Below are 18,486 nucleotides of genomic sequence, written 5' to 3' on the forward strand. Positions count from 1 at the left end.
AAAAATTTGCGTCAGTATAGCGCAATTAAATGAATTGCCAGTTAAAATAGCGGTTAATTATACGTTAGGAGTTAAAAATGGCTATCCAGTGGTTCCCTGGGCATATGAATAAAGCCCGCAATGAAATTAAAGAAATAATGCCACAAATGGATGTGATCATTGAAGTGCTTGATGCGCGCATTCCCTACAGTAGTGAAAACCCGATGGTGGCAACCTTGCGTGAAGGTAAGCCGGTCATCAAAATTTTGAACAAAGCTGATTTAGCTGATCCTAAAATGACTCAAATCTGGAAAGATTATTTTGAGCAAGAAAATGGTGTTAAAGCGATTTCTTTTGGACATGATAAAGCAGCTGAAGTAAGTCGTATAAATGAGCTTTGTAAAAAGTTAGTGCCGCATAAAGTGGGTGCAGATAAGCAAATTAAAGCCATGATAATGGGTATTCCTAACGTGGGTAAATCTACGTTAATTAATGTACTGGCTGGACGTATAGTTGCAAAAACAGGTAATGAACCTGCGGTAACCAAAGCACAACAACGCATTAAGCTTGAAGACGGTATTATGCTTTACGATACGCCAGGTATGCTTTGGCCAAAAGTAGAGAATGAAAACTCAGGTTATCGTTTAGGCGCTACCGGTGCCATTCGTGATACGGCGCTTGAGTATGAAGAAGTAGCAAGTTACACAGCTGAGTACTTATTGCGTGCATACCCTGAGCTTTTAAAAGCGCGTTATAAAATAGACGAATTACCAGAAAGTGATTGGGAATTTGTTGAAATGGCAGGTAAAAAACGCGGCTGTATTCGTGGTGGTAATCAAATAGACACATATAAAATGTCTGAAATACTAATCAACGAATTACGCGACGGTATTATTGGCCGTATTACTATGGAAACTCCGCAAATGCGTGAGGAAGAAGAAGTAATGGTTGCAGGTTTACGCGCCGCTGCAGAAGCTAAAAAAGCAGCTAAAGAAGAAGAAAAGCTTCAACGCCGAGCGCGAGCTCGTAAAAACCGTCGTTAATATTTAACCAGAGTTCAGGTTATTTAATTAAAGAGATTTAGTTTTACTAAATTACAGACATAAAAAAAGCCCGTAAGGGCTTTTTTAGTTTCATATCTACCGTCACCGATATGAGCAATGTAGCAAGTAAAATAGTAGGGCGGTTACTCATCATCAACATCAAGGGGCGTTGCGGTTCATAACAAGTAACCATAGCTGTTTACGTGCGCCACACGTTGTTTCAGGGTCGAGAAACAAATCAATTCATTCCTTAACAAGTGGTATGCAATCCGTCTTGTTGATATTGATTATCAGTTAGATCTAACTATCTGTCAATACCTAAATGCAAATAATTCTTATTATTGTGCCGCTTGTTTTTTATTCATATATAAATCGGCTAGTTAGCACTGCCATTTCATAAAAATGCTTATCTTGGTTAAGCAATTAAGAATAGATTTTTAATACTTATTAAATAATTTGATATGGATTTTTATTATAAAAGTATTAATCTTTCAAAGTTAAAATAAATTCAAGCTAAGAATGATTTTATCGCCTTCCAAGACAGCCACTGCTTTGATATCAAATCAAATAGTCTCTTATAAAATCTTAGCCCCCAAAGATCAATAGCCTTTAATTAGTGGCTAAAAATATTCGTACTTAATTGGATATTTTAAGCCACTAACGCACTTTATTTGCTGTTATACGTAAATTAATCTGCTCCACTAGTACTTTATCCTGCTTGTTTAGACGCCCTACAATAAGCAAGAAATCACTACCGTCAGTTTTTATTACTTTAATGCTTGTGTTATCAAGTTTGGTTTTACCGTAGGTGGTTTCTATTTTTTCTATGTCTTTAAAGTGACTAAGATCCGATTCAAGCCTGCCGTCATCGTTTTTGTAGTAACTAAAAATATAGTTCTCGGTTATTCCGTTACCGTCTTCTCGGTAATCAAATACTGCATCGCTATAAAAATAAAGTATTTCTTCGTTTTCAGGTGTTAGGCGATTACGTTTTAAAAAGTGTACTTGGTAAGACCATAAACTATCGCCTTTTATAATTGCGGCATTGGGTAAAATATTTACTTCTTGAAGTACGCCTAAAAATAATAGAGGTGCAAACGCAAGCGAGATTAAATACTGTCTAATTCGCCAGTACGAGTTGTAATGTAGGGCTTCTTTACTTGTATCGGTTTGTTCAATGTAACTAACTAGAGGCAACCATAAAAATGGCATTATACAAATCACTATGGTTGCGTATTCGTCCATACGATAAGCAAAGACGCTGGCAAGTACCATTAGCCAGAGTGTTAAGGCAGTCCAGTTAGGCATTACTCTATTTTTGTTTAACTGTTGTTGGCTGTGCTCTGCAAGTGCGAGATACAAAGGGTAATACCATAAAAACGCAAATATACCTCGAGCAATAGGCATAATACTTGAGTTATCGCGCTCTTTAATGGCTTTAAAATTACGATAACTCCAATAATTAACAAATATGCCTAAACTTAAAATACTGTAAATAATAAACTTACTTACAGATACTGCATAAAATGGACTATCTTCAAATTTCACTTTTTTTGCTGACTCTAATCGCCAATCGGCGAAAAAGAATATGAGTACTAAAATATAGCCAGCCAACACATACTTAAGCCAGCTATAACCAAAGCTATCTAGCACATCAGCTGTTGTTTGAGGCGTTTCGGTCGTTTCCGCGTATTTTAGAATAGGGTAATGGGTTGCTGATATTAACTTTTTACGCTGTGCTAAATAATCATCTATTTGAGCGGCTTTAATATGATCTTGTTTTGCGTAATAGTCATAACTCAGTGTTAAAACATTATCATTAAATTCAGTAGTTGTTTTTAGGTTGAAGTAGTCGTTATCAATTTCTTGTTGATCGCTATCAAATCCCCAACCTTTTTCTGCAAAATGTAGTTTTATTGTGGTGTTAATTATATTGGGGTAGCCAAAGTAGAGTGGGTCGGTGCGATTTACCTGCTTTGGTTCGTAAACGCTATTTTGTATTTCATTCGCGTAAAAACTAGCTTCGTAGCCTTCGTCTGTTTTTTCCCAAAATTCACTAATTAAATACGATTCTTTGGTTATTAGTTTACCCGTTTGTTCTTGTTCACTAATAGTCATTGCTTCATTGATTGATAGACCATTTAAAAAGCCTTGGTAATACTCGAAATAAGATTTAGCAACGCTATTTAGACCACTGCTGGCTATACTGCTTCTTCGGTTAATAGCTTCAAATTCAGCATAAGTGTACTGGGTTTCAAAACGTGATGGCTCAGATACTTTTTCAGCAATAAAAAAGTTATCTTCTACAGATACATTTGTATGTACAGGTTTTTGCGCCATTGAAGTTAAAGTGGTTTCACCTTTATCAATAATTAGGGCATAGCCATAATCAGGCTGTGCTAAATATTCGAGAGTACCTCGTTGGTAGCTAACCGTAGGATCGAGCCAGTAGCGTTTTCCGTTTTGTTTAAGCGTAACAATTACGTGATTAAATACACTTGCAGAAGGTGGAAGTTCTTTTAAACGTTTGGTTTCCTCTGTATCAACTAGCGCAGGGAAGGCCTCTATATCCATCGCTTTTAATAACGAGATAAGCAGTACTGTTTTATCTTTGCAATCGCCATATCGTAGCGAAAGCGTTTCTGAAGCTGACGTTGGTTGATGCGAGTTAGTGCCCATTTCAAGCCCTAAATATCGAACTTCGTCTTGGCTAAAGCGCAGTGCTGCGGCAATTTTGTCTGATGTTTTTGTGTGTTTTGCTTTTATTTCTTCAGCTACATCCAAAATGCTGTTTGGGGTTTCTATGGCTGACTGATAAAGTGGATATGCCCAGTTAACTACCTGACCCCAATCGTCAAACTCAGAAAAGTAAACTTGTGTATATGGGTCGTACCACGTTGGGGTTTGAGAATTTTGCTCGAGTAAGGGTTCTTCAAAAAGAGTTATAGAATAATCTTTGCCATATTTGTTAAGCGTTTCTTGAATATCTGCTGTGCCGTTTATTGTATTAATATGTAAAGGCGTTTGTTTACCCCAAAGTACACGCATATTTTGTTGCACTACGGGTACCGACCAGTTTAGCGTGCGTCTTGTACTAAATTTATTAGCATATATAGGGTTGCTACCTGCCACTGTGTAGCTGTAATCGAGTATGTCGCCACTGCGCATATCATCAATAATAATATTGAGTGATAAGCTACCATTATAAATACGATCAGCTAATTCAGATTCACCTTGTATAACCGTCATTCTCGCGCTACCAAGCTTATCAATGCGCTCATTATTTCTGATAATCGTTAAGCTGTTTAATGTTAGCGACTCGTAACTTGGATCAAAATCAAGATTAAGCTGGCTTATATAATCAACACCACTTTGATTCAATGCCTGCATAACCAAACGGGTATAACGTTGCTGTTTTTGTTTGCTCGGTATATAGGATTGGTTATCGAGTAACAAATAAAGTGTGCCGTCACGTACCTTGGTTATGTCGGAATGCTTGGGTTGCTCAATAATATGTGTATTAACCCAATTAGCTGGTTTATCTATTTTATATTGCTGCGCAAAAATACTATGAGAGAAAATTAATAAGGTAAGTGCAATTAGCCAAGAGCTGAGTCGAAGGAAGTTCCATTTCATTGTAGGGTCTTATAGTTGTTTTTATAAATACTATTGAAGGAATAATGTACCAAATTTAGGCTTTTTTGACAATGAGATGTTAACAAATTCATTGTTGAGCAATTAATTAATAGTATATAAATAAACTGCTATGGTAAGTGCGAAACGCTTAACCCCCCTCAAATGTTCCTAAAATAATTTTTTAGTTGTATTGCTAAATCATAATTAGCTAAGCCTACTTTATTGTGGGCTTTGTTAGAGCTGCAAAAATCCTATCTATTTATTCGTACGGTAATCATTCAAACCTTTAAAAGTGTTTATAAATCAAAATATAACAGTAACTGTTTTTGCTCTTTTTGTTCATGAGCTTTATGAGCAAAAAGCACATAACGATCATCAATGCACCTTACCTTCTAAATATTTAGTTAATTTCACGTTAACAATAAGCTGCGAGTTAGATAGCAGTTTGTCGTCGCTTATCTACCTGACAATAAATACATACACAAGCGTGGAGAAAATAATGAAAGCAAGTAACACACAACTCGCTTTGGCAGTTGCTGCTGCATTAGCAAGTACATCCGTTTTAGCCGATAACGATACGCAAAAACTACAAGAGCAATTAGATGCGTTACAAAAAGAAGTAAGTGCATTAAAAACAACCAGTGGTTTTAATTTAGAGTTTGGTGGACGGGTTCAGCTCGACTACAACTATTTTGATGGTGCTTACAATGCTGATAACGAGGGCTCTGGCGGGAGCAATTTTTTCCCTCGTCGTATTCGTACTTACGTTGAAAGTGAGCACGGAAATTGGGATCACAAGTTGTTACTCGAGTTTGCCGAAGGTACTGCTGAAATAGTGATGGCGCGTGTTCGTTATGCGTTTGATAACGGACTTAAAGTTAAAGCAGGTAAAATTCGCGAAGATATATCGCTAAATGCATTAACCAGTTCAAAGCACATTAATACAATTGAGCGTAGTTCGCTTGCCAATACTTTCTCCCCATTTTTTCGTTGGGGCGCTTCTGCCTATCAATATTTTAAAGACTCAGGCTTTCGTTACGCGATAGGCGTTTATAAAAATGATGCATTTGGTGCAACAGGTAGCGATGAAAACGACAAGCTTACTCTTGCTATTACTGGGCGTGCTACATGGTCGAGTGCATCACCTGGCGATGTAATTCATTTAGGCGTGTGGCATTCATATCGCGATATGGGTGGCAATGAATTAGGCGCACGTTTTGCGCGTGGTGAAGTGCGCGAGACTAATACTCGCCTTGTTGATTATGCTGCTGGTGGTGTAACAAGCCCACTTGATAGTTTATCGCAAACCGGTCTTGAGTTTGCTTATCAGGCGGATTCTTTAACACTTGAGGCTGAATATGCAAGCCGCTCACTTGATGCCGCTAATAGTGCTGATTTTTTAGATGGCGAGCGCTTTGATGGTTTTCATGTATCGGCAAGTTACTTTTTAGGTGGAGAACAGCGCCAATACAAAGCGAGCTCTGCATTATTTGTACAACCTAAAAATATTAAAGATGCATGGGAGTTGGTGGCACGTGTTTCAGAAGTAGATGCTACAAGTAGCTTACAAGGCACAAAAGCGACAACTTATACATTAGGTACATCTTATTACGTAAGTAGTGATATTAAGTTTATGGGTAATCTAATTTACAGCGATGTAGAAGGTGCCGGTACTACTGCGCTGGTTGGCGACGAAGACTCTGGTATGGGCTTTAGTGCACGTATGCAGTATTTATTTTAAAGGGACACACAATGAAATTATTTAAATCATTACAAACGACCATATTTGCAGCATCGTTAGTACTTAGTAGCCCAATGGCAATGGCCGACACTCACTTTTTAATCCCTGGCGGACCTGGTGGTGGTTGGGATACAACAGCCCGTGGTATAGGCGAAGGGTTAGTTAAGTCGGGCATTGAAAATAATGCATCTTTTCAAAATATGTCTGGTGGTGGAGGCGGTCGTGCTATTGCGTATTTAATTGAGTCGGGCACTAAAAAGGGCGATATTTTAATGGTTAACTCAACGCCTATCGTATTGCGCGCGTTAAGTGGCCGAATTCCTTATAGCTATCGCGATTTAACACCTGTAGCCAGTATGATTGCAGATTATGGCGCGTTTGTAGTGCGTAACGATTCTCCATTTAAAACTTGGGAGGATGTTATTAAATCAATAAAAGAAGATCCAAGTTCGGTAAAAGTAGCGGGCGGTTCTGCTCGCGGCAGTATGGATCACTTAGTGGCGGCTCAAGCAGTTAAAGCTGCGGGTATAGATGGTCGACGCCTACGTTATATTCCTTACGATGCAGGCGGTAAAGCTAAGGCTGGGTTGCTTTCAGGCGAAGTGAATTTACTTTCTACTGGCTTAAGTGAAGCGCTTGAAGTAGCTAACGGTGGTCAAGCACGTATTTTAGCGGTTACATCGGGTGAGCCCTTACCTGATTACCCAAAAATACCCACACTTAAGTCACTAGGTTACGATATGGAATTTGTTAATTGGCGTGGTCTTTTTGCTGCGCCTAATTTACCCGCTGAAAAGTTAGCACAGTACACAAAAAAACTACGTGAGTTGCAAAGTACACCTGAGTGGGAAGCTGTACGAGCTCGTAACGGTTGGCTAAATCTTTTTCAAGAAAAAGATGAGTTTATTAAGTCACTAGAAGCGCAAGAAGTGCAGCTTAGAGCTGTAATGGAAGAGCTTGGCTTTATCCGCACATTGCCGTAATCGAGGTTTTAAAATGACGAATCGAGAATTAATAGGGCCAAGTTTATTCTTGGCGCTATTTACTTTATACGCTGTGGTTGCATGGCAAATTCCGCTACTACCGTTTGAAGAATACGAAACGGTTACCTCAGCGACACTTCCTAAAGTATATGCCGGGTTTGGTATTGTGGTGTGCTTACTTTCTATTGGTTCAACATTGCTTAAACCAAGAGAGAAAACTAATAATGATGATGTTCTTGAAAAGTCACACGTACTGCGCACCTTTGGTTTATTAATATTAATGATAATTTATAGCGCGGCACTGGAGCCAATTGGTTTTTTAATTTCTACTAGTGCGTTTTTGCTTGCGGGCTTTTTTGTGATGGGCGAAAGACGTAAGGGAATTTTGCTATTTGCATCGATACCGGTTGCGGTGGTTTTTTGGTTTTTGATGACTCAAGTATTAGGTATTTACTTGGTTCCGGGCGATTTGTGGAGTTAAGTTATGTTTGATGGAATTATGCTTGGTTTGTCGACCGTGCTCGACTTTAATAATTTAATGTACGTTATAGCTGGCTGCTTGGTAGGTACTTTTATAGGTATGTTACCAGGATTGGGGCCAATTACCGCAATTGCCTTGATGATCCCAATTACTTACAGCATTGGCGCCGATTCGGGCATGATTTTAATGGCGGGTGTTTATTACGGCGCTATTTTTGGTGGCTCTACGTCATCTATTTTAATTAATGCGCCTGGCGTGGCGGGTACGGTAGCTTCCTCCTTTGATGGCTACCCGCTTGCTAAACAAGGGCACGCAGGTAAAGCATTGGCAATTGCTGCTTATTCCTCCTTTATAGGCGGAACGATTGGCGCCATATTATTAATGGTAGCTGCACCTTTATTAGCAAAAGTGTCATTGAGTTTTCAATCCCCTGATTATGTTGTGTTGATGTTTTTAGGCTTAACAGCTATTGCAGCATTTTCAAATAAAGGGCAATTTTTAAAAGCAATGATGATGACTGTGTTTGGCTTGATGCTAGCAACGGTTGGTATTGATCCATCATCAGGGACTGACCGATTTACCTTTGGGCAACCTGATTTACTCGACGGAATAAGCTTTTTACTGGTTGCTATGGCAACGTTTGCATTAGCCGAGGCGCTTGTAAATGTTGTAAAACCAGAGAAAAAAGATGCTAAAAACATTAATGACTCAGACACACCGCAAATAGGTTCAACCAAGTTAAGTAAAGCCGAGATTAAAGAGATAGCACCAGTGATTGGTCGCTCGTCTATTTTAGGTTTTATAGTGGGGGTGTTACCGGGTGCTGGTGCAACTATTGCAAGCTTTATGGCTTATGCAACAGAGCGAAATTTAGCGCCAAAAGGTTTGAAAGAAAAGTTTGGTAAAGGCTCATTACGTGGTTTAGCTGCGCCAGAGTCGGCAAATAATGCGGCGTGTACAGGATCGTTTGTTCCACTGTTAACGCTTGGTATTCCGGGCTCAGGTACTACGGCAATTATGCTAGGTGCTTTGATTGCTTACGGCATTCAACCAGGTCCAATGCTTATGCAAGAAAACCCAAGTGTATTTTGGGCGGTTATTGTAAGTATGTACTTTGGTAATATTGTACTGCTTATTTTAAATTTGCCGCTGATTCCTTACTTTGCAAAAGTATTAGCAATGCCTAAGTCGGTACTCACCGTGATGATATTGTTCTTTAGCTTAATTGGTGTTTACTTAGTGTCCTTCAATACCTTCGACTTATTTATGATGGTAGGATTTGCGGTGGTTGCGCTAGTATTGCGATTACTGTCATTTCCTATGGCACCATTATTATTAGGTTTTATATTAGGAGATATGATTGAGCGAAACTTCCGTCGTTCAATGATGATTTCTGATGGCTCATTAAGCTTTTTATGGGATCGTCCGCTAACATTGAGCATATTTGTAATTTCAATTTTAGTGCTGTTGTTTCCGTTAAAAGATTATTTAATGCAACGCCGTGCAGACAAAGTAAATGCATAATTGAGAATGAAATGAAAAACACCAACAAGCTAAATCCATTGCAAAACATGGTCACAAAACCTAAGCGATTAGAAACACGATTAATTATTTGGGTAACAGGATTGTGTGTATTGCAGGCTTTATTATTTGGCGCGTTGGTGTATCAACTTACAGCGCAAAGCTTACATAACCATATTGGTGATAAAGCATTAGCTGTAGCAAGCAGTATTGCCACACGTGCTGATGTAATTAATGCACTGAGAATACCTAGTGACTTAACCGCTATTAACATGCAAATTGAAGATTTACGACAGCTTGTAGGTGCTGATTTTATTGTTGTTGGCGATGAAAATGCGCTTCGTATTGTGCATCCAGATGAAGATAAAATTGGCAAAAAAATGGTCGGAGGCGATAGCCAAGCTGCATTAAAAGGTGAACGCTATATTTCGGTGGCCCATGGTAGCTTAGGTGAATCAATTCGTGGCAAAGTGCCGGTGTACGCAGGTAATAATGAAATAGTAGGCGTTGTATCGGTTGGTTTTTTAGTACAATCAATCGATCCGCTTATTCTCTCTCGCAGTAGTGAAATTTTAATATGGGGCTTAATACTTGTAGGTTTAAGTATACTGGCGGCTATTTATATTGGACAGCGTGTCAGAAATGCTATTTTTGGCCTGCAGCCAGATGAAATTGCACGTTTGTTTTCAGAACAAGATGCAATTTTAAATACGGTACGCAGCGGTATTATTGCACTCGACCCGGACGGAAAAGTACGAAAACTCAATCAACGCGCCTGCGAAATATTAGATAAACCAACTTCAATTATTAATCAGAACCTCAGCTTAAACGATTTATTACCTGAACATGCAGAATTTTTATTGCGTAATCAGCGACGTAAAATAGTGGGTTTTGAATTATTTGCCGCCGATAAACGCCTTATATTATCGAGATTTTCTTTGCAAGTGCAAGGGCAGGCGGATGGTATTTTACTGAGTATGCGCCCCTCTGATGAACTTGAGTATTTAAGCCAACAACTTACTAAAGTTCAGGCTTTTGCAGAGCTTTTAAGGGTACAAACTCATGACTATTCTAATAAGCTCAACTTAATTGGTGCGTTAGTGCAAATGGGCAAAAACGAACAAGCTATAGAAATAATAGGGCAAGAAAGCCAGGGCTCTCAGGCACAAATTCATAACTTGTTAGAGCGCATACAAGACCCTGTGCTTGCTGGTTTGTTGGTGGGTAAATATCATAAAGCAAGAGAATTAAATGTTGCGCTTGAGCTTAACCCCGACAGCCTACTTGGTGTTATTGCACGTAAAGATATGCTCGAGCGAGTTGTATCTATTTTAGGTAACCTTATAGATAATGCGATTGAGGCTGCTATTAGGTCATCGAACTCTCGCTCTGCAAAAGTACGGGTAACCGTTGATGAAACCAGCCAAACTCTCTTATTTGATGTAGAAGATACAGGCTTTGGGTTAGGTTCTGACCATGATGTTATTTTTACCCCTCAGTACAGCTCTAAATCAGGAGCAGAGCATGGTATTGGTTTATATTTAGTAAAAACAAATTTAGACTCATGCGGTGGCACGTTAGAAATTGGTGAGTCAGACCTACTAGGTGCAAGACTAAGTGTTTACATTCCAAAATAATAAGAGCATTAAACATGACGTATTCAGTAGTAATAATTGAAGACGAAGTAGAGGTAGCACAGCTATTAGCGCAGTACTTGTTATTACCAAATGGTGTCGCAGGTAGTCAAACGCCAAAGCAAAGTTTAAGGCAAGCACAGTATCAGGTAGTGGGCATTGCAGGTAATTTAAGCACGGCAACAGCCTTACTGCATGCAATTGAACCCGATTTGATTTTACTCGATATACATTTACCTGATGGTAACGGACTTGATTTATTGACCGACTTACGACGTCGAACGATTAAAAGTGAAGTTATGCTGCTCACTGCTGCAAAAGAGGTCGAAACCCTTGAAAAAGCAATGCAGTTAGGTGCATGCGACTTTTTAGTAAAACCATTAATGTTAAACCGACTTGATCAAGCACTTGCACGTTTTGAATCACGTCAGCAATGTTTTTCTGATGCAAATGAAGTAACGCAGTCAATGGTTGATACGTTATTTGGTTCAAAGCAGCAAACCAACACGTCTGTTCGTTTACCAAAAGGGGTCGATCAACTTACCCTAAAAAAAATACATGATGCTTTTGTAGAGCACGCAACCACCGCATTTACCGCTCAGCAAATGGGCGATTTGGTTGGTGTTAGTCGCTCTACAGCACGCCGTTACTTGGAGTATTTGCTTGAATCAGGTAAGTTAACAGCGGATCAAAGTTATGGCAGTATTGGCCGCCCTGAACGTTGCTATAAAATAGCGAAGTAACTTTTTGTACCTAAGGCTTAAATATTAAATTCTATTTATTTCAACACCTTACGTTTTTTTTGTTATGTTTGATATTTAATAGATTCTGACGATAAAAAAAATATGTTGAATTGATTGCATTTTAAGCGGCTTGTATGGTGATGTTCGCTTTAAGTGATGTTATACTCCTGCGGAATAATTTATCGACTTTATTAAGAGCAAAATTAATGGCAGATTTATCGAAGTACAGAAACATTGGTATTTTCGCGCACGTTGATGCGGGTAAGACCACGACTACTGAGCGTATCCTAAAGCTTACTGGTCAAATCCATAAAACTGGTGAGGTTCATGATGGTGAATCTACTACTGACTTCATGGAACAAGAAGCTGAGCGCGGTATTACTATTCAGTCTGCGGCTGTAAGCTGTTTCTGGAAAGATCACCGTTTTAACGTTATCGATACTCCTGGACACGTTGACTTCACAGTTGAAGTTTACCGTTCACTTAAAGTACTAGATGGCGGCATCGGTGTGTTCTGTGGTTCTGGTGGTGTTGAACCACAATCAGAAACTAACTGGCGTTATGCTAATGATTCAGAAGTTGCACGTATTATCTTCGTAAATAAATTAGACCGTATGGGTGCTGACTTTTACCGTGTAACTGAGCAAGTACGTAAAGTACTTGGCGCAACTCCACTAATCATGACTTTACCAATTGGTATTGAAGATGAGTTTGTTGGTGTTGTAGATGTTTTAACTAAAAAAGCATACGTTTGGGATGACACTGGTCTTCCTGAAAACTACGAAATCACAGACATTCCTGCAGACATGGTAGATAAAACTGACGAGTATTATGAAATGCTTGTTGAAACTGCCCTTGAGCAAGACGATGCACTACTTGAAGCTTACATGGAAGGTGAAGCACCTTCTTTAGAAGACATCAAACGTTGTATCCGTAAAGGTACTCGTGACCTTGCTTTCTTCCCAACATACTGTGGTTCTGCGTTTAAGAACAAAGGTATGCAGCTTATTCTTGACGCTGTTGTTGATTACTTACCATGTCCTACAGACGTTGATCCTCAACCTCTTATGGATGAAGAAGGTAACGAAAATGGCGAGTTCGCAGTAGTATCTACTGACGAACCTTTCAAAGCGTTAGCATTCAAAATAATGGATGACCGTTTTGGTGCATTAACATTCGTACGTATTTACTCAGGTAAACTAAACAAGGGTGACACTATCCTTAACTCGTTTACTGGTAAAACTGAGCGTGTTGGCCGTATGGTTGAGATGCAAGCAGATGACCGTAACGAATTAACTAGCGCACAAGCTGGTGACATCATTGCTATCGTAGGTATGAAAAACGTGCAAACTGGTCACACTCTATGTGATCCTAAGCACCCAGTAACACTTGAGCCAATGGTATTCCCAACTCCAGTAATCTCGATTGCTGTACAGCCTAAAGATAAAGGCGGTAATGAGAAAATGGGTGTTGCTATCGGTAAAATGGTTGCAGAAGATCCATCTTTCCAAGTTGAAACTGATGAAGATTCAGGCGAGACTATCCTTAAAGGTATGGGTGAGCTTCACTTAGATATCAAAGTAGATATTCTTAAGCGTACTTACGGCGTAGACCTTATTGTTGGTCAACCACAAGTAGCTTACCGTGAAACTATCACTAAAGAAATTGAAGATAGCTACACGCATAAGAAACAATCTGGTGGTTCTGGTCAGTTCGGTAAAATCGACTACCGCATCAAGCCAGGCGAAGTTGCTTCAGGCTTCACGTTTAAATCATCAGTTGTTGGTGGTAACGTACCTAAAGAATTCTGGCCTGCAGTAGAAAAAGGCTTTAAATCAATGATGGGTACTGGTGTTCTAGCTGGTTTCCCTGTACTTGACGTTGAAGTTGAACTTTTCGACGGTGGTTTCCATGCCGTGGATTCATCTGCAATCGCGTTCGAAATCGCTGCTAAAGGCGCTTTCCGTCAATCGATCCCTAAAGCGGGCGCACAACTTCTTGAGCCAATCATGAATGTTGACGTGTTCACTCCAGAAGATCACGTTGGTGACGTAATCGGTGACCTTAACCGTCGTCGTGGTATGATGAAAGACCAAGAAGCTGGTTTAACAGGCAGCCGTATTAAAGCTGACGTACCGTTATCAGAAATGTTCGGTTACATCGGTACACTACGTACAATGACATCTGGTCGTGGTCAGTTCTCTATGGAGTTCTCACACTACGCTGCATGTCCGCAAAACGTTGCTGATACAGTAATCGCTGCAGAAAAAGAGAAAAAAGCTGCTAAGTAATTAGCTCTTTAACTCTTTAAAAAAACCCGCACATGTTGCGGGTTTTTTATTGCCTATAATTTGGTTTTATTTTTTTTAGTTGTTTATAACTACTTTTTATTATTAATTAGTCCTATGTTACTAATTAATAAAAAGGTACTAGAGAGCAATTTATTTACCTCAATTACTTAATTGGTTGGTTTATAAGAGGTTAATTGTAAGGTGAGTGTAACTATATGAATTTTAAGAACTTCTATTGATGCATCTATATACGTAATGTAGAATACTAGCACTTTTAGACTAGAGCTCTAAAGTCAGATAAGGAAGTCTCCGCAGCAGAGACGTTTGCTATTAATTCTATATAAGACGTAACAATCATGAAATCTATTAAATTAGCACCAAACTGGTGGCTACAATTTACAAAATGCGTTTTAGCATTCAGCTTAATATTTTTAATTCATATTATATTTTCTGTGAACCTAAAAATTGTTTTTCTCACTGTAATGCCAGCTCTACTGATTATTACTACTTTTAATATTCTTCATCTTCGTTTTTTACATTGTTATAAAGCAGGCATTTGTTATACGCGTTTATGCACAAAGCGTTATATCAATAGCGAGGAAATTAGTTGCGTATCATTTAGTTCGTTTTTTCTTTTCACCATTTTTAAGGTGGAGTTAGATAATGGTAAAACGTTCCATTTTTATAACTGGCAACTTGATGATGAAACGCAATCAGCTATTTCTAAAATGTACTGCAATAAGTTAGCTAACAAAATTGAAAATATTAGCGATAAATGCAATGCTTGATCTTTAATTTAGATAGCAAAAAGGAGCGATTAATCGCTCCTTTTTTGTTTTTGTATTTTATAACGCGCTAATTAAACTTTTTTATAGCCTTAGCTTTTAGCGCTTTCATCTTTAGCCTGCGTGGCTTCTTAAAAGACTGGATAGGCATTGTTACCAACTGCTCTTGTGGTAGTGCCGGTATTGTTTGTGGATAAGCACCTTCCTTTGGTACCGAAATTTCTTTTAGATGTATTTTAAGTGCTTCTAGAGTTGAGTCGTTATCAACTTCACTAGGGCAAATAAATATACCTAACTTTCTTAGTTGTACACCGAGTTTAATGCTACTGGTATAACGGATAATCGGAGCGCCTAATACTAAGCCCAGCAATATAGGTGATAACCACCAAAAGAATACGGGCGTGAAGTAGTAAGCCGTACAACCCCATGCAATAGCCACAATAGTTGAGAATAACGTATAACCAAACGCCTCCTTCCACGGAACCATACGACCTTCGCGCGGTTGTGCATCCCACTTCACTTTTTTACCTAAAAACACACAAAGTACAAAGTAAGCATGAAATACCATCATTAATGGGGCAACAATAATAGCAAATACGGTTTCAATGATTGAACCTAGTATGAGCTTAATTGAACCACCAAAGCGTTTGTTTCTATGTATTAAGGTTACTATTATGCCCATTAGTTTAGGCATTAATAAAATAACAATAGTTAAATACAAGAGTGAATCAATCAGATCGGTTTTAGCTATTTGCCATGTAGGGAATAATTGATAAACACGGTTAAAGTACACATCACTATTTAATGCGCGAGTCACTGCATCAATTGTACTTAACGCTAACATTGAGAGCCAAATTAGCGATGAAATATAGGCTGTGGCACCTAACAGAAAGTGCAGCTTACTCATTAATTTTAATTTGGATGAAGATAGTAAACCTAAGTGCTGAATATTACCTTGCACCCAGCGTCTATCGCGTACAGCGTAGTCTAGAATGTTACTTGGTACTTCTTCATAGCTACCTTCAATATCTGATAGCAACAATACATCCCAACCAGCACTGTGAAGCAGTGAAGCTTCTACAAAGTCATGACTTAAAATTTCGCCGCCAAAAGGTGTATTACCTTTCAGTGTTGGCAAGCCACAGCACGTTATAAATGCTTCAACTCTAATAATTGCATTGTGACCCCAGTAGTTTGCTTTATCAGTTTGCCAAAAAGCTGAGCCAGTAGCGAGCATTGGGCTATATAGCACTGATGCAAACTGTAAAAAACGGCCAAAAAAGGTATCTTGACGAACAGGGATCGGAATAGTTTGGATCAGGCCTGCTTGTGGGTTGTTGAGCATACTTGTAGTAAGCTCTAACATACATTTCCCGGTCATTACGCTGTCTGCATCAAGCACAATCATATGGTCGTACTGGCTGCCCCATCGCTCACAAAAATCGGTTAGGTTACCTACTTTACGGTGTTTGTTATCTTCGCGACGACGATAAAAAACATGCTTTGCTGTATCACCTAAACGCTCACACAGTGCATGCCATGCACTTAGCTCATTTTTGGCTATTTGTGGGTCTTGAGTGTCGCTTAATAAGTAAAAATCAAAGTTTGCAAGTTGGCCTGTTTCTTTTAACGACTGGAGACTGACTTCAAAGCCCGCGATAACACGGTGGGTGTCTTCGTTATAAATAGGCATTACAACGGCGGTTTTTTGAGCGTTAATTGCCTCCTTGTTAAACTCAATTGGTTTAATACGCTTCAGCGTAAGTGGGTCAATTCGAAACAACTGTAATACAAAGCCGATTGTTCCACTACAAAAGGCCGTTACAATCCAGGCAAAAGTGATTGAGAATAATACTAAAAGAGCATACTCAAGTAATGTCATACCGTTTGAGCTTAAAATCTCAAACATAATAGATATGCCGTAGCCAGATGTGCCAAGCGCCGCAATAGCAAATAGCCAAACTCTTAATGTTTTGAATGGCATTGGAGTGCCCCTACCTTTATTACTTGATGTCATTTGGGTACCAAACATAACTCCATACCTCGCTAATTTCTTTGTCACGCAATTTTAACGATAAACGCATATCAACGGGTTGATCGTCCTGTGGTGCAATTTTGAAGGCTACACGCCATCCTCGTGAATCAGGCAATTTTTGCACATTCACGTCGGTTACTTCGCCTGTTGTAAGTTGAATATCGGCATCTAGCTTTAACTGTTCAGAGAGTTGATTTATTTCTGACCCAGTAAAATCAACAGTAAATTGGCGATGGCTTTTTGGTGGTGGATTGTCCTCACCTGGTAAAGCAGCGCTACCGATCCTTGTGCGCAGTACTCTCGCTTTTTCGTGCTGAGTTAAAACTGCATTAAAGGTCGTCATTTTGTAGCTTAGCTTTAATGAATCACCGGCTTTCATTGGCTTTTCTGGTACCCAGTAACTGACGATATTGTCGTTAGTTTCTGTGTCAGTAGGTATCTCTACAAGCTCTACACGGCCATTTCCCCATTCACCTTGTGGTTCAATCCATAGACTAGGGCGGTTGTGGTAATGTGCTTCTGTGTCCAGATAGTTATTAAAATCTCTGTCTCGTTGAGCTAACCCAAAACCTTTTGGATTATTGTATGAAAACGAAGTTACACTTAGCTGTGAAGGGTTGTTAAGAGGGCGCCATACCCATTTATCATCAGCAGATTGAGTTAATAGGCCATCCGAGTCATGAACTTCAGGGCGATAGTCATCAAAAAATTTGGTACTGTTTTCACCGTGGTAAAACATACTCGTTAATGGAGCTACGCCGAGCTTTTTAATGTCTTTACGTGCAAATATCTGCATATCAACATCAACTAGCATATTAGTTGTAGGGTCAACACTAAACTTGTATGCACCCGATATAGATGGGCTATCTAATAATGCAAAAATGGTAATTTGTGTTTGGTCGGCCTTTGGTTTAACTAACCAAAACTCTTTGAACATTGGAAATTCTTCACCTGAATTTTCTGCAGTATCAATGGCAAGGCCTCTAGCTGATAATCCATAAACTTGCTGAGGGCCAACAACTCTAAAATACGATGCTCCCTGAAATACCATTACTTCGTCTTTATACTCGTTAGTATTTAACGGGTAATGTAAGCGAAATCCAGCATGGCCTAGTTGAGTATCCGCAACACTTTTAGCTATTTCTTCTTGTAGTGGTGCAGCAGTGCCATCGTATTGGTAAAAGTCAGTACTGAAAGGTAAGCGACTGCGTTTAGAGTCACTATCAACGGTATTTATTGTCACAGGTGTTTTATATAAAAAACCAGGATGGAATAATTGCAGCTCGTACAGGCCTTCATCTTTCCATACTGCTTTGTCTTTTTTAAATCGAATTGAACGGTAATCTTGATAATCAATATTGTTAAGTGCTTCAAGCTCAATGTTTTTAGGCGCCACGTATTCTTCGCTTGCTAACTTTTTAGCGCGGGCGCTAATTACGTCAAATAAGCTACTTTGTGGGATTGCTACATCAACGGTTGCAGCAATCGCTTGGTTGCTATTGCCCCAAGTCGAAAAAATAATAAGTAGACCCAGTAGTGGTGCTGACTTCTTTTGCCATTTAGGCAGATTTTGGGTTAGTTGTTTCATTCTCATTCCTTTATAAAAACACGACT

11 protein-coding genes are annotated in these 18,486 nt (G+C 39.1%); 8 read left to right on the top strand and 3 right to left on the bottom strand.

Features of this window, described 5'->3' with window-relative positions:
* Window positions 1-77 precede the first annotated feature (77 nt).
* Window positions 78-1,022 (top strand): ribosome biogenesis GTPase YlqF, encoded by a 945-nt coding sequence (ylqF, locus tag CXF64_RS02900; protein WP_024589485.1) that lies wholly within the window; start codon window positions 78-80, stop codon window positions 1,020-1,022.
* 657 nt (window positions 1,023-1,679) lie between these two features.
* Here ylqF and CXF64_RS02905 read toward each other — a convergent pair.
* Window positions 1,680-4,658 carry a DUF3857 domain-containing transglutaminase family protein gene (locus tag CXF64_RS02905; RefSeq protein ID WP_101216225.1) on the bottom strand — a complete coding sequence of 993 codons (2,979 nt, stop codon included), beginning with the start codon at window positions 4,656-4,658 and terminating at the stop codon, window positions 1,680-1,682.
* Window positions 4,659-5,157: 499 nt separating this feature from the next.
* Between CXF64_RS02905 and CXF64_RS02910 the strand changes: the two genes are divergently transcribed.
* From CXF64_RS02910 to fusA, 7 genes are all read left to right on the top strand, one after another.
* A complete protein-coding gene (locus tag CXF64_RS02910) occupies window positions 5,158-6,399 on the top strand; it encodes an OprO/OprP family phosphate-selective porin (RefSeq protein ID WP_024589482.1) in 1,242 nt (413 codons plus the stop codon).
* Window positions 6,400-6,410: 11 nt separating this feature from the next.
* Window positions 6,411-7,382 carry a Bug family tripartite tricarboxylate transporter substrate binding protein gene (locus tag CXF64_RS02915; protein WP_024589481.1) on the top strand — a complete coding sequence of 324 codons (972 nt, stop codon included), beginning with the start codon at window positions 6,411-6,413 and terminating at the stop codon, window positions 7,380-7,382.
* Window positions 7,383-7,395: 13 nt separating this feature from the next.
* Window positions 7,396-7,863: a tripartite tricarboxylate transporter TctB family protein gene (locus tag CXF64_RS02920; protein WP_101216226.1), complete on the top strand. Its 468-nt coding sequence runs from the start codon at window positions 7,396-7,398 to the stop codon at window positions 7,861-7,863.
* Between the two features lie 3 nt (window positions 7,864-7,866).
* The gene (locus tag CXF64_RS02925) at window positions 7,867-9,387 is read left to right on the top strand and encodes a tripartite tricarboxylate transporter permease (protein ID WP_008136529.1); all 1,521 of its coding nucleotides are present in this window, start codon (window positions 7,867-7,869) and stop codon (window positions 9,385-9,387) included.
* 11 nt (window positions 9,388-9,398) lie between these two features.
* The gene (locus tag CXF64_RS02930; protein ID WP_101163937.1) at window positions 9,399-11,021 is read left to right on the top strand and encodes an ATP-binding protein; all 1,623 of its coding nucleotides are present in this window, start codon (window positions 9,399-9,401) and stop codon (window positions 11,019-11,021) included.
* Window positions 11,022-11,035: 14 nt separating this feature from the next.
* Window positions 11,036-11,761: a response regulator gene (locus tag CXF64_RS02935; RefSeq protein WP_101216227.1), complete on the top strand. Its 726-nt coding sequence runs from the start codon at window positions 11,036-11,038 to the stop codon at window positions 11,759-11,761.
* A 206-nt stretch (window positions 11,762-11,967) separates the two neighbouring features.
* Window positions 11,968-14,052 carry an elongation factor G gene (fusA, locus tag CXF64_RS02940; RefSeq protein ID WP_101216228.1) on the top strand — a complete coding sequence of 695 codons (2,085 nt, stop codon included), beginning with the start codon at window positions 11,968-11,970 and terminating at the stop codon, window positions 14,050-14,052.
* Between the two features lie 855 nt (window positions 14,053-14,907).
* Here fusA and mdoH read toward each other — a convergent pair.
* A complete protein-coding gene (gene mdoH, locus CXF64_RS02950; RefSeq protein ID WP_101216229.1) occupies window positions 14,908-16,869 on the bottom strand; it encodes a glucans biosynthesis glucosyltransferase MdoH in 1,962 nt (653 codons plus the stop codon).
* Complete coding sequence (locus tag CXF64_RS02955) at window positions 16,841-18,460, bottom strand: glucan biosynthesis protein G (RefSeq protein ID WP_101216230.1); 1,620 nt, start codon at window positions 18,458-18,460, stop codon at window positions 16,841-16,843. The genes mdoH and CXF64_RS02955 overlap by 29 nt, the downstream gene beginning before the upstream one ends.
* Window positions 18,461-18,486: the final 26 nt, after the last annotated feature.

It is taken from the genome of Pseudoalteromonas sp. GutCa3 (assembly GCF_002836155.1).
Classification (GTDB): Bacteria; Pseudomonadota; Gammaproteobacteria; order Enterobacterales; family Alteromonadaceae; genus Pseudoalteromonas; species Pseudoalteromonas arctica.

What these genes read in the sequence shown, in the direction of transcription:
- mdoH (WP_101216229.1), bottom strand. Translation starts at nt 16,869, where the DNA reads ATGTTTGGTACCCAAATGACATCAAGTAATAAAGGTAGGGGCACTCCA.
- CXF64_RS02955 (WP_101216230.1), bottom strand. Translation starts at nt 18,460, where the DNA reads ATGAAACAACTAACCCAAAATCTGCCTAAATGGCAAAAGAAGTCAGCA.
- ylqF (WP_024589485.1), top strand. Translation starts at nt 78, where the DNA reads ATGGCTATCCAGTGGTTCCCTGGGCATATGAATAAAGCCCGCAATGAA.
- CXF64_RS02920 (WP_101216226.1), top strand. Translation starts at nt 7,396, where the DNA reads ATGACGAATCGAGAATTAATAGGGCCAAGTTTATTCTTGGCGCTATTT.
- CXF64_RS02905 (WP_101216225.1), bottom strand. Translation starts at nt 4,658, where the DNA reads ATGAAATGGAACTTCCTTCGACTCAGCTCTTGGCTAATTGCACTTACC.
- CXF64_RS02935 (WP_101216227.1), top strand. Translation starts at nt 11,036, where the DNA reads ATGACGTATTCAGTAGTAATAATTGAAGACGAAGTAGAGGTAGCACAG.
- CXF64_RS02915 (WP_024589481.1), top strand. Translation starts at nt 6,411, where the DNA reads ATGAAATTATTTAAATCATTACAAACGACCATATTTGCAGCATCGTTA.
- CXF64_RS02925 (WP_008136529.1), top strand. Translation starts at nt 7,867, where the DNA reads ATGTTTGATGGAATTATGCTTGGTTTGTCGACCGTGCTCGACTTTAAT.
- fusA (WP_101216228.1), top strand. Translation starts at nt 11,968, where the DNA reads ATGGCAGATTTATCGAAGTACAGAAACATTGGTATTTTCGCGCACGTT.
- CXF64_RS02910 (WP_024589482.1), top strand. Translation starts at nt 5,158, where the DNA reads ATGAAAGCAAGTAACACACAACTCGCTTTGGCAGTTGCTGCTGCATTA.
- CXF64_RS02930 (WP_101163937.1), top strand. Translation starts at nt 9,399, where the DNA reads ATGAAAAACACCAACAAGCTAAATCCATTGCAAAACATGGTCACAAAA.